The sequence below is a fragment of the Paraperibacillus esterisolvens genome, assembly GCF_046237625.1.
Taxonomy (GTDB): Bacteria; Bacillota; Bacilli; order Bacillales; family DSM-1321; genus Paraperibacillus; species Paraperibacillus esterisolvens.
In genome coordinates this window covers 1,183,779-1,196,200 of record NZ_CP143545.1, presented here as the reverse complement: position 1 = coordinate 1,196,200, position 12,422 = coordinate 1,183,779, and the positions used below count along the sequence as shown (strand labels likewise).

Here is a 12,422-nt window from a genome sequence, read left to right as displayed (position 1 = left end):
TCAGCGGGCTCCTTCTCCGGTGAAGACAATTCTGAAGGTTTTCAGCAATATCTTGACCTCCAGCTCGAATGCCAGGTTTTGAATATATTCCAGGTCATACTTAAGCTTTTCGCGCGGTGTGATATCGTAGCCGCCATTCACCTGTGCAAGCCCGGTCAAACCCGGCTTCACCAGAAGTCTGTTCTTGAAACCGTATATTTCCTTGTTAAATTGCTCAGTGAACATCGGCCTCTCGGGGCGCGGCCCAATCAAGGACATATCTCCTTTTATCACCAGCAGCAGCTGCGGCAGTTCATCAATTCTTGTCTTTCTGATAAACTCCCCTACCTTAGTGATCCGTGGATCATTGATAGCCGCCCATTTTGCACCATGCATTTCGGCATCATTCCTCATCGATCTGAGCTTGATGATATTAAAGCATTTCCCGCCCTTTCCCACTCTTTCCTGGAAGTAAAAAGGCGACCCCGGTGATTCCAGTACAATCAGCACCGCAAAGATTATAATGAGGGGAAAGGTCAGGACTATCCCTGTCCCCGCCAATGCGATGTCAATGAGCCTTTTAATTACAAGATACTGCGCTGCCTTTCTTGGGAGTGTGAGATGCCGGACTTGAACTTCCTGGTATGGATACGACTCGATGACTTTTTCTGTTCTCACTTAAGACTCACCTCTGGAGACGTATAGAATAGTTAACCTAAGTCGAATTATAGGGAGCATCTTTTTAGCTGGTATTGAGAGGAGATAAATAATTGTTAACTGTTGTTAAGAATTTTCAAATATTTTAACAAACACCACTCCTCCTTTTTAACTAGGGAACCAGTCCCCATCCGCTTTTTTCATGATTTAGCCTGTCATAGTCTTAACGTTTCTTTATTATTTTTACAAAAAAGATACCGGCAGCATCGCTTCCGGTATCCCAAGTAATTATTATTTATTTTGTTTTTCTTCAGACCTTTTAGTGTTCGATGAATTCAGGGCTTCATATATTTTGGAAGCATTCATATCACCTGTCAGCTCACTGCCGAATTCCACATGGGAGGCTGGCTGAGAAAGTCTTCTTAGATGGCGGATTATCCGGTCCATAGAATTATCCTCTGCCCTTTCTTCCCTGCTTTGAATTGCGGTTGGCGCCTTTCATGATATTCTCGCCATGGGCATATTCTGTTGAAAATTCTGCTTCCTCTAAATTTCTCTTTGGTGTTTTGCTTGATTTTGCAGCCGCATTAAACTCTGCTTTCCTTTTTGGCATGTTAAATCCCTCCCTTTATATAGGATAGGCTGATGTGGCGCATTTATATTCGTTCCATTTATCTCTATAAATTCCTGATTTAATTTCAAACTTTATACGATTATTTTAAAAAATTCGTTTCAGGAGGAGATCGTTTGATAACAGCTGAAGCGAAACAGAAAATTGCCTCTGTGGCGGGAACTGAAAATTATGTTGATACCACAGCCGGGCGGCTGGTCTATTCCTACGATGCCACTCCGCAATTCCAATCCATGCCGTGTGCTGTAGTGAACCCAAGAAAAACAGAGTTCGGTATCCCAATTGTGCCAAGAGGCACTGCACGCTGATTATATTATCACCAATGCCGGAGGCTGCGGCGCCTTTCTTGGATTATGACGGCCTGCTGCAGGATAAGCCCGCATGGGAAGAGCGTGCACGATCTTTTAAAGTAAAGATAAAGGACATAACCCAGATACTGTTTGAAATGGACTTTCACAAAAATTTTAACCTTCAGTTAGAAGGGGGAGTCATAACTTATCAGGATTCCAGCCATCATAAAAATGTAATGAAAACAGTAAGTGCCCCGCGTCCGCTGCTAAAGTCCATAAATGGAATTGAATTCCGTGAAAATGAAGGAAGCAGGCAGCTGCTGTGGTTCGGCTGGAGTTTGCCGGAGATGTCCATGAAGATCCTAGATGGCAAGATGAAAAAAGTAAGCGAAATGATCCCGGACATGATCGTCACGGCCTATCCCGGCTGTCTGCTCCAGATGAAGCTCGGCATTCAGCGTGAGGGGCTGGAGGAAAGGATGGAGGCTGTGCATAGCAGATCTTCTTTATCTGGCAGCTGGCCAAAAAAGTATCTAACGGCTGCAAAAGGAAAACACACCAAAAACTTTTGTGCTTTCTGCTTCATATGATACCCATTCACTCTGCATACTAATTGTACAGAGAGGTTGATTCTCTGATGCTGATTATGCGGAGGTAATACAATGGCAAGAAGAAATTCACTGCTGGTGCCAGGCGTAGAACAATTCCTTGATCAATATAAATATGAAATCGCACAGGAATTCGGAGTAAACCTTGGCGCTGATGAAGTATCCCGTGCCAACGGCTCTGTGGGCGGAGAAATCACCAAACGCCTGGTTGCACAAGCTCAATCACAGCTAAATGGTAACCAATAATAATTGAATAACATGGATTAAAAAGAGGCCGGCATCCGCCGGCCTCTTTTCTATTTACCCTTCTTTTCCTTATGAGGGTGTTCGGGCTTTGGTTTTCCCTGTTTGATCTTTTTAACTTTTGCCTTTTCATTTTTTTCTTTCTTTGGTGGAGCTGGTTTCAATATTTGTTTATGTGGCAGCCCATGGGGATGTTTTTCCCTGGATACATGCTTTGGGACCTTTTGAACCACCTTTTCATTCATTTGTGGTCCCGGCTTTTTCTCTTCAGCAGCCTTGTTTTTATGCCCTCTGTTTTGTTTGTGAGCCTTTTCCTGGGCCGGCGGGGATACCAGCTTCCGCTTATTTTTATTAGCAGCTGCAGGGTTCTGCTTATTTTTACTGGCAGCTGCAGGGTTCTGCTTATTTTTGCTTGCAGCTGCAGGATTCTGCTTGCTTTTGCTGGCTGTGGTAGCGGGCCTCTGCTGTTTGGCACCGGCCTTTGGCACAGCCCGTTTTACCGGCGGCTTATCCTGCTTAAACGGCGAACCGTTTTCTATTGCCATGGAAGCTTGGGGAGTCTTATCTTTTGGCTTATCTGTTTTTTTGTCTTCCCTCTTTTTCATGTATACCCCTGTTGAAACACCCTTTTCCTTGGCCTTAGTGCGGTCGGCAGGAGTAGCCTTGATGGACGTGACTTTTGAAGATGGAATTTCTTTTTTTATTTCTGCTTCCGTTTTCTTAACAGAATTATTCAGTCTGCTTTGCAGTTCTTTGGAATCATCAAGCGGTACAGCCGCCAGGATGATTTCGTCCTCATCCTGCAGGAACCCGCTCTTCCTGCTTTCTGTCAGGATAATATCCATGACCTTCTGGACACTTTTATCCTTCCAGCTGGCGAGACGGGCCGCCAGCTTTTTTCCGTCGCCATTGAGTCCATGGAGATTAATAACCTTTAATTCGTCATCCAGACTAAGCTCAAAGCTCGGGTTCACATCAAGGGTCATGTAGGCCGATGCTTCCTTTGAAGAAAACATCGGCAGCAATCCAAGCATCAGCAGAAACACGGCAGCCGCGGACAAAAGAACTGCACTACGCCGTCTTGGAAGACTTACTTTTCCAATCCTTTTGCCCTCAGGCACCGGGTTAAAACTGATTTCTTCACCCACACTATAACTGCCATGCTCATTATACGCCTTAAGAAATTGGCCATCAGGGGTTAATAATGTTACAAAGCGGCTGTTGATGTCCATGACGATGCCTTTTTTCATTCTTCCAGCACCCCTTTTATATAATCCTTCATAAATATATAATCTCCAGATAATATTAGTGCAATTGCTATGATATACTTTCGGTTGCGTTCGATGGTTTTGCGGCTGACTGCCACACGCTTTTCCAGCTGCTTAATGGGCAGCCGTTTTTTCTCAGCCAGCAAATCACCCAGCTCTTCATCCTCTGCAATCAGCATCGCTATTGAAATAGCGTTTTTTCTGGCATCTGCATGCTTGGGGCCATTCTCTGCCAAATCACTGAAAGCGACATCGTACCCGGCAAGCTGAGCCTGAAACCTCATGATTTCTTCTCTTCTTCGTTCAGCCTCTTGATGCTGGTTATATTCATCCAGTGACTTTTCAGCATCGTAAAGCTGCTCTTTTTCAAGATTATCATCCCTGCCGGCAAGATCTGCGGAAAACTGGCGGTGTTTCGCCTGGCTCCTGATATAATCGATAATTCTCCTTTTAATCAGGGTTTCTGCAAATGAAAGGAGAGAACGTCCTTTATCAGGACTGTACTTATCGATGGCTTCGTTGAAGGCAATAAGACCAATGCTAAATTCATCATCTGATTGGTGAATGTATCTTTTGCACACAGAAGAAACAGTTTTCGCAATAAATGGCTTAAAGCTTTCGATTAATTCGCTGCGGAGAGCGTCGTCCCCTGTTTGGATGTTTAAAATGGTTTCATCCAGTGATTGCTTCCGTTTAAAAGCGGTAAATAACAAACTTAGCATCAGTCTCACCCCTATCCATACCGAACATTATATCATAGAGTACAATATTACATTCTAAGGATAGGCTTTTAAAAATCCAGCCCGGAAAGTATTGTTTTATTCATGACTGGATACACGGTTTTCAGTGCTTATTTTGATTTCCTGCATTCCATTTAAAGCATCCCGCCTGATTAGTGCCTGCTTCACTGCGTCCCGCTTTAATGATCCGCCAGTCCATTCCCCCTCCCATGACTGCCTAAAATATGTAAGCGGCCTGCCAAGAACACTTATACGCTGACTCTCTGTCCATTTAAGGGGGTAATGGAAAAAATATAGCATTCTGCACACTAAACAGGTATTAAGTATGATAAAAAACATCCGGATAATAAAGAAGCCTTCCCCTGAGCAGCTTGGGAAAGCGTCTACCATTCCTCTGTATTCTCTAATAATTGGTCTATGTCTATCATGCAGCAGCTGCCGGAATCGATCTGTTCATCCATCGTGGCTTCAAGCAGCCGGTCTATATCTATCATCATCATAGCGGTGCCTGCACCTCCGTATTATGTAAATTTTCTTACTATACAGTTCGGAGCTGGCTATTGATTTACGGGGGGAATTTGTTGTTTTTTTAAAAAATTTGACGAAGGAGAAAATGAATTTTTCAAGTCTCCTCTTTCAAGCTAGATAAAACATAGCAATTCTACTGGAGATATTATCCAAATATTAATTGTTGCTTTTGATGATTATATAAATAATAGACAATTTAGGATGTTACCTGTAGTATCGTTATAAAGCGTTTTCTTAGATATTTCAGAATAACTTCTAGTGTAACTTAAAGGAGAAGATAAGTATGAGCAGCAAGAGCAATGAATTGCACCGCGGCCTTGAGGAAAGGCATATAACCTTGATGTCCCTGGGTGCTGCCATAGGGGTTGGTTTATTTTTGGGATCGGCCAATGCCATTAAACTGGCTGGTCCAGGTATTTTGTTTGCCTATGCCCTTGGCGGTTTGATGATCTTTTTTATCATGAGGGCACTTGGAGAAATGGCTATACATAATCCTGTGGCAGGATCATTCAGCCGCTATGCCAATAATTACATCGGTCCCCTGGCAGGGTATATAACCGGCTGGAATTACTGGTTCCTGTGGATTGTAACATGCATGGCTGAAATTACGGCGGTCGGCATTTATATGGAGTTCTGGTTCCCCGGAACACCAAGATGGCTTTGGGCACTGGCTGCGCTTGTTATCATGACTGGGGTGAACTTCCTTGCAGTCAAGGCGTATGGAGAACTTGAGTTTTGGTTTGCCTTGATAAAAATTGTGACCATCGTTCTGATGATCATCATCGGAGCGGGCATGATCATTTTCGGACTCGGACTTGGAGGCGAGCCTGCGGGCATAAGCAATCTGTATAAGCATGGCGGCTTTTTCCCAAATGGGATTACTGGCGTATTGATGTCCCTTCAGATGGTAATGTTCGCTTATCTCGGCATTGAAATGATCGGCGTGACAGCTGGAGAAGTAAAAAACCCTAAAAAATCAATTTCCCGCGCCATTGATTCTGTCTTCTGGCGCATCCTGATTTTTTATGTTCTCTCACTTGCAGTAATCATGTCGGTTTATCCATGGGATAAGATTGGTGATCAGGGCAGCCCGTTTGTACTGACATTTGAAAAAATTGGGATACCCGGTGCTGCCGGAATCATAAATTTTGTCGTCCTGACAGCCGCTCTTTCTTCCTGCAACAGCGGGATCTTCAGTACCGGCAGGATGCTTTTCAATCTTGCACAGCAGGGCGAAGCGCCTAAAAGCTACGGAATAACGAACAAACGGGGTGTGCCGGGAACAGCGATCCTTGTATCGGCTGCCGCCCTGCTTGCTGGTGTCTGCCTCAATTATCTTGTACCCGAAAAAGTGTTCACCTGGGTTACAAGCATAGCGACATTCGGGGCAATCTGGACATGGGGTACCATACTGATTTCCCAGCTTAAATTCAGAAAAGCTCTCGATTCCACTGCTGTAAAACAAATGAGCTACAGGATGCCGCTGTATCCTATCAGTTCATATATTTCCCTGGCATTCCTTCTATTGGTGATCTGTTTGATGGCTTACTTCCCAGATACCAGGATCGCCCTGATTGTCGGACCGATCTGGATTCTTCTGCTCGTTGCTTTTTTCTTCGGAAAAGGGCTGCACCGCAGGAAAAAGGACATTTAAAATAACATAAACAAAGAGAGCTGCCAGCGTCGTCTGGCAGTTCTCTTTGTTTATATGGAAAAGGGGCAGAGCTGCATTGTATTATAAGGTTTCCCGCTGCTGGGTATGAACATCATTGATCTTGCTGGCATTCCTGCCTCCGCCTTTCTCCGCTCCACCCTTGATGGTGTTTGTTCCTGCTCCTGTCCAGGGCCCTCATGAATGGGTTCCCGAATACAACCATAATGTTTGTTTTATGCAGGGATTTTTTTTCGCCTGATTTTTTTATAAAGGCGGTAGCCCTTCCTAACCGAATCAACTATCATAAATGGGAATGGCGGATGGAATCTGTATATCAGCGGCTTGTAAATCCGGTAGTATGCTTTTTTCATATCCGGCCACTTGCTGCAATATCCCGGCTTATAAAAATCCGAAATATCTATGATATAACCCCGGCCATCCTTCATGGCTACGTTTTTTCCATGTACATCAAAAGGGTTAAGCCCTTTTTTCCTTGCAAAATGCATGGCTTCTTCAATGTCCCGGATGACTCCCTCAGGTATCTGTATACCTTGAATCAGAGCGTTGAATAAGGTGATTCCTTCTATTTTTTTCAGTATTAAGTACGTATTTCCAGATCCATACAGCTCTGAGTATGCAGGATGCCTTCCCAGGCGTTCATAAACGGTGATTTCCTTTTTCAGTGCCTCCAAATTCCTGGCATATACCTTGACCACCCAGTCTGGCTTTGATTCGTGTGCAAAAACGGCAGCATAATTCCCATTCCCCAACAGCTTCCATTGTTTTGCCCGGCTGTCCACGACAATCGGTTCAAACGGATTGACTGAACGCAGGCTGATCTGGGGCAGCAAACTGGATTCAATTAATTCTTTAAAATCTCTTACGCTCATAAGAACTCCTTTTTAATTGGGCAACTGCTTCACTGTATGATTTAACCTTAAAATCATACCACAAAAAATCTCTTCAGACAGAAGAAAGGGAGCCAAAAAGCAGCTCCCTTTTTTATTATATAGATTTTTCAGCTTCCCTGGCAGCATCCGCTTCTTTATTAGATAAGAGGAATCCTGCGATGACTATTCCGATGAGTACAACCCAAAAGGCAAGTTTCCAAGGAGTCGACTCCGGAAAATGATTATTGAGGACGCCGATGCTTGGATGAGCTAGTGTAAACACTGCGAGCTTGACGCCGACCCATCCAACAATCATGAAGGCTGCAGTTTCAAGTGACGGTCTGTCCTGCAGTAATTTCACAAAATAGGTAGCGGCAAACCTCATGATGACAAGTCCGATCAGCCCTCCGAGGAACATAACTGCGAACTGGCCGCCATCGATGCCCCCTATCGAGATCCAGCCGGTTTTCGGAAGGGTCACTGCAAGGGCAACCGCCGCAAGCATAGAATCAATGGCAAACGCGATATCAGCCAATTCCACTTTGAGCACCGTCACCCAAAAAGAAGACTTTTTCTCTGAAGGTGTGTGTGCTGCCTGTTCCTTGCCCATATACTTCTTGATTAAATGGCTAATGGCAATATACAGAAGATATAAGGCACCCAGCGCTTGTATCTGCCACACATCTGCAAGGAGCGCAATGAGGAAAAGACTTGCAAATCTGAATACAAAGGCTCCCAGCAATCCATAAAATAGTGCTTTTTTCTGCTGTTCTTTAGGAAGATGCTTCACCATTACGGCCATGACGACTGCATTATCAGCTGCCAGTATTCCCTCGAGACCGATGAGTACAAGGAGAACCCACCCATACTCCAAAAACATTGATGCTTCCATATTTCTACCTCCAATAAATTTTTTGCCTTTACCGCAGACTTATCGTCAGCCAAAATATGGAAACAAACAAAAAGACCCTTGCCTGCGGCAAAGGTCTTGCTAAACATAGAATCATGTCAGCAAAGCCGATGGATGGTCTGGTCCATGTATTGACGACTTTGCTTTAGGGCATACACCCTAACGCTACTCCCCCTTGAAGAAGTTATCCCTATTCAATTGGTTGATTTCAGTATACATACATCCTTTGAGCAATCGCAAGTTATTTCCCTAGAGGATATGAATTTGATAGGCTGGATTATGGCGGTTTTGTGAATAAAAGCCGACCATGGGCTGAATCCCTTCCGACAGAGCTGCCTGAAGTGCGGCTTCTCTCTGGGCTGACAAAACAAGAAAATATGCCTTTTCAAAGGATAGATCTCTTTCCAGCAGCTCCCTTATCAGCTGATTGCTGATGAATCCTGGAAATCCGGTAATGAAATATATATTCCCCATCTTAATATCCTCCGGCACTGGGTTCTCATGCTATTTATCCATTCTAGAAATTTCTTTCTATCCCTTCTATAAAAAAAAGCCCATGGGTTATTTACCCATGAGCAGTTCAGCAGGAGCCTGCCTGCTTTTTACTAAAGAAATCCCAATTCCTGAATAGCCGCTTATGATGGAGAGCACCGGACATAGAAGGCAGAAGAACGCAAACGGAGCATAATCAATCACAGGAACTCCAAGCACTCCTGCCAGGAATACCCCGGAAACCCCCCAGGGAATCAGGGGATTCACCACGGTTCCGCCATCTTCAATTGCCCGTGCCAGGGTTTTGCCTGTTAAGCCCGCCTTCCGGTAGCTGTCCTGGAAGGTTTTTCCCGGCAGCAATATTGACAGATACTGTTCCCCAATCAGTATATTGACTCCTATGGCTGTTAACACAGTGGCTGCTATGATACTGCCTGCCCTGCGCATGCCTGATACTGCTTTTTCAAGGATTGAAGGAATGATCCCAAGCTGAAATAACAGAGACCCCATTCCAAGAGCAAGCAGAACAAGTGAAATTGAGAACATCATAGATTCAATGCCGCCGCGTGAAAGGATTGAATCAAGCTGCTCTACGCCGCTGTCCATTTTATAACCGGAGAACAGTACACCAGCTGCTTTGGAAAGCGTGAGATTATCAATGGATACGAAGGCGACGAGGACAGCTGCTGCTGTACCCGCGGCCAATACGGCAATCGCTGATATTTTCCTGAAGGCCATGATTGTGACAATCAGGAATGGTACGATTGCCAGCAGGCTGATATTAGCCTCTTTTTGCAGGGTTTCAGTAAAAAGGTCTATTTCTTTCACTTTGGGAGCTTCAAGGCTCGGTGACATAAAGTAATACAAAATGAACGATAGGATGAAACCAGGTATCGTTGTCCAAAGCATATTTCTTACATGTTCAAACAGGTTTACTCCAACCGTCTCAGAGGCAAGATTGCATGTATCTGACAAGGGTGACATCTTGTCGCCGAGATAAGCGCCAGATACCACTGCCCCGGCAGTTATCGCAAGCGAGACATCCATAGCCCCAGCCATGCCGATAAAGGCAACTCCAATCGTTGCAGAGGTTGTAAACGAACTTCCTATACATAATCCAATCAGTGATGCAACTGAGAATACGATAGCATAAAAGGAGGAGCCTGATAAAAACGAAAATCCATAATACATAAGGGTTGGAATGGTACCTGCCAGCATCCAGCTGCTTATAAGCATGCCGATAAAAATAAAAATATATACTGCACCGAGAGCAGAGGAAGCGCCGGCAATCATCCCTTTTTCCATTACTTTAAAATCTACGCCCTTTAGTTTTCCAAAAATAAAAAGAGCCATTACTGATGAAATGATTGGCACCTGCGGAGGCAGCTCCAATGCTATAATTCCATAACCGAGGATGGCCAGGACCGCTGTAAGCACAAGGACGGCTTCCCTCAAGCTCAGTTTTAACCTAGAATTTACCATGATGATCCGCTCCCTTTATGTCATTCTAAAAGCCTGGACGAAAATATAAATTCCCCCATAGCCGGATAGGGACGAAGAAACTCCGCGGTACCACCCTATTTGACAGACAGCCGCTGCTGTATATCCACTCTTTTATCATAACCGTCCTTTTCATGCAGGTGTATTTCGCACAGGGGCTCCCGGATTTCCACCAGCCATCCGGTCTCTGTCTGCTGCCTGCTCCATGTACTACTGAATGCTGCGGACGGGTGTTTACTTATTTGCTTAAACGCTTTTAAGTGTTAAAGCGTAAAGATAGATTATATGAAATCTCCGATGCTGTCAACCAGTTGTAATCACCCTTTAATTGCCATCCGTTTTTGAGTACCAAAAAACAGCGGCTTTCTGGCCGCTGCTTCTGTCTATTATTTCATATCCATAGGATTATAGAGCTTAACGTCCGGATTTTTGTCTGTGAACCATCTTAATGCAAATTCATTTTCAAAGAGAAAGACATAATTATCATAACGGTCTTTGACTAAAATGCTTCTGGAATTTGACAGGTTTTCGTCGACTTTATCACCCTCGACCCATCGCACCACCTTATTGCCGGCCCGTTCCATCAAAACATCGACATTGTACTCATTTTTCATGCGGTGTTCGAATACCTCGAACTGAAGCTGGCCAACGGCACCAAGGAGATATTCCTCCATACGCACGGTCTTGAAGAGCTGAATCGCACCTTCCTGGACTAACTGCTGAATGCCTTTATGGAAATGCTTCTGCTTCATCACATTCTTTGCCGTTACTCTGACAAACATTTCAGGAGTGAACTGCGGAAGCCGCTCAAACTGATACATATCCTTGCTTGTGGTGATGGTATCACCGATCTGATAGTTCCCGGTATCATAGAGGCCTATGATATCGCCGCTCACCGCTTCATTTATGGTGTTGCGGTCATCAGCGAGGAAACCGGTAGACTGGGAGAGGTTGATCTGCTTGCCGGTCCTGCTGAGAAATACAGACATTCCCCGTTCAAACTGTCCTGAACAGATCCGCAGGAATGCAATCCTGTCCCGGTGCTTCGGATTCATATTTGCCTGGATCTTGAAAATAAATCCTGAAAAATCTTCACTGACCGGGCTTATCTCGCCTGTTGTGGCACTTCTCGGCTGAGGCTCAGGAGCGAATTTCAGATACGTATCGAGGAATGTCTGCACGCCAAAGGCAGTCAGTGCACTGCCAAAGAAGACAGGCGTAAGCGTTCCGTTTGCAATCCGTTCCTCTGAAAATTCATTTCCTGCTTCAGACAGCAGCATGATTTCTTCCATTGTCTGTTCATACAGCTGAGAGTCTTCCAATTCATGTCCGTCTTCCACTTCACCGTCTTCATTCAATGGAATGTATGGTTCTTCATCATCCCCTTTGAACAGTTCGATACGGTTAAAATAACGGTCATATATCCCCATGAAGTCCTTACCCATGCCTATCGGCCAATTCATTGGATAAGACTCTATACCAAGCACCTCCTCAAGCTCTGCAAGCAAATCAAGAGGCGGCTTTCCCTGTCGGTCCATCTTGTTGATGAAGGTGAAGATTGGAATCCCCCTCATGCGGCATACTTTAAAAAGCTTGATGGTCTGATCCTCAATCCCCTTGGCAGAATCAATGATCATGACGGCGCTGTCCACCGCCGTCAGGGTCCGGTAGGTATCTTCACTGAAGTCCTGGTGGCCAGGGGTATCCAATATATTGACGCGGAATCCTTCATAATCAAATTGCATAACACTTGATGTAACGGATATTCCACGCTGTTTTTCTATTTCCATCCAGTCACTTGTCGCATATTTCCCTGTTTTCCTCGCTTTTACTGTACCTGCATCACGAATGGCACCGCCGAATAACAGCAGTTTCTCTGTCAGCGTTGTTTTCCCGGCATCCGGGTGGGAAATAATTGCAAATGTCCGTCTGGATTGCACTTCATCCTTAACAGAACTTTTCATCATTTCTTTCCTTCCTGGTTAGTACTCTGAATCTTCATCACATTACTATACCATATCCACCCCTCTTT

At 44.7% G+C, this 12,422-nt stretch carries 12 protein-coding genes and 2 pseudogenes; 4 read left to right on the top strand and 10 right to left on the bottom strand.

Features of this window, described 5'->3' with window-relative positions:
• The 3 genes from V1501_RS06115 to V1501_RS06105 form a co-directional block, all read right to left on the bottom strand.
• Nucleotides 1–657 carry a sugar transferase gene (locus V1501_RS06115; protein ID WP_409291944.1) on the bottom strand — a complete coding sequence of 219 codons (657 nt, stop codon included), beginning with the start codon at nucleotides 655–657 and terminating at the stop codon, nucleotides 1–3.
• A gap of 270 nt (nucleotides 658–927) precedes the next feature.
• Nucleotides 928–1,083, bottom strand: coding sequence for a hypothetical protein (locus tag V1501_RS06110; protein WP_409291943.1), 156 nt, complete (start codon nucleotides 1,081–1,083; stop codon nucleotides 928–930).
• Nucleotides 1,084–1,087: 4 nt separating this feature from the next.
• A complete protein-coding gene (locus V1501_RS06105) occupies nucleotides 1,088–1,249 on the bottom strand; it encodes a hypothetical protein (protein ID WP_409291942.1) in 162 nt (53 codons plus the stop codon).
• A 134-nt stretch (nucleotides 1,250–1,383) separates the two neighbouring features.
• Here V1501_RS06105 and V1501_RS06100 point away from each other — a divergent pair.
• From V1501_RS06100 to V1501_RS06090, 3 genes and pseudogenes are all read left to right on the top strand, one after another.
• Nucleotides 1,384–1,566: pseudogene (locus tag V1501_RS06100) on the top strand (glycolate oxidase subunit GlcD); the annotation flags it as partial.
• Nucleotides 1,559–2,147: pseudogene (locus V1501_RS06095) on the top strand ((Fe-S)-binding protein); the annotation flags it as partial. The pseudogenes V1501_RS06100 and V1501_RS06095, both read left to right, overlap by 8 nt.
• A gap of 72 nt (nucleotides 2,148–2,219) precedes the next feature.
• The gene (locus tag V1501_RS06090) at nucleotides 2,220–2,411 is read left to right on the top strand and encodes a small, acid-soluble spore protein, alpha/beta type (RefSeq protein WP_409291941.1); all 192 of its coding nucleotides are present in this window, start codon (nucleotides 2,220–2,222) and stop codon (nucleotides 2,409–2,411) included.
• Between the two features lie 50 nt (nucleotides 2,412–2,461).
• Here the strand turns inward: V1501_RS06090 and V1501_RS06085 are convergent, their stop codons facing one another.
• Both V1501_RS06085 and sigI read right to left on the bottom strand, forming a co-directional pair.
• The gene (locus V1501_RS06085) at nucleotides 2,462–3,658 is read right to left on the bottom strand and encodes an anti-sigma factor domain-containing protein (protein WP_409291940.1); all 1,197 of its coding nucleotides are present in this window, start codon (nucleotides 3,656–3,658) and stop codon (nucleotides 2,462–2,464) included.
• Complete coding sequence (gene sigI / locus V1501_RS06080; RefSeq protein ID WP_409291939.1) at nucleotides 3,655–4,407, bottom strand: RNA polymerase sigma factor SigI; 753 nt, start codon at nucleotides 4,405–4,407, stop codon at nucleotides 3,655–3,657. The genes V1501_RS06085 and sigI overlap by 4 nt, the downstream gene beginning before the upstream one ends.
• Before the next feature lie 820 nt (nucleotides 4,408–5,227).
• Between sigI and V1501_RS06075 the strand changes: the two genes are divergently transcribed.
• A complete protein-coding gene (locus tag V1501_RS06075; RefSeq protein ID WP_409291938.1) occupies nucleotides 5,228–6,598 on the top strand; it encodes an amino acid permease in 1,371 nt (456 codons plus the stop codon).
• 233 nt (nucleotides 6,599–6,831) lie between these two features.
• Here the strand turns inward: V1501_RS06075 and V1501_RS06070 are convergent, their stop codons facing one another.
• The 5 genes from V1501_RS06070 to V1501_RS06050 all read right to left on the bottom strand — a co-directional run bounded on the left by V1501_RS06070 (nucleotide 6,832) and on the right by V1501_RS06050 (nucleotide 12,354).
• A complete protein-coding gene (locus V1501_RS06070) occupies nucleotides 6,832–7,488 on the bottom strand; it encodes a serine/threonine protein kinase (RefSeq protein WP_409291937.1) in 657 nt (218 codons plus the stop codon).
• 115 nt (nucleotides 7,489–7,603) lie between these two features.
• Entirely contained in the window at nucleotides 7,604–8,380 is a 777-nt protein-coding gene (locus V1501_RS06065) for a TerC family protein (protein ID WP_409291936.1), read from the bottom strand.
• 267 nt (nucleotides 8,381–8,647) lie between these two features.
• Nucleotides 8,648–8,872, bottom strand: a complete 225-nt coding sequence (locus tag V1501_RS06060; RefSeq protein ID WP_409291935.1) for an SDR family oxidoreductase — start codon at nucleotides 8,870–8,872, stop codon at nucleotides 8,648–8,650.
• A gap of 87 nt (nucleotides 8,873–8,959) precedes the next feature.
• Nucleotides 8,960–10,372, bottom strand: a complete 1,413-nt coding sequence (gene nhaC, locus V1501_RS06055; RefSeq protein WP_409291934.1) for a Na+/H+ antiporter NhaC — start codon at nucleotides 10,370–10,372, stop codon at nucleotides 8,960–8,962.
• A 404-nt stretch (nucleotides 10,373–10,776) separates the two neighbouring features.
• Entirely contained in the window at nucleotides 10,777–12,354 is a 1,578-nt protein-coding gene (locus V1501_RS06050) for a peptide chain release factor 3 (protein ID WP_409293261.1), read from the bottom strand.
• Nucleotides 12,355–12,422: the final 68 nt, after the last annotated feature.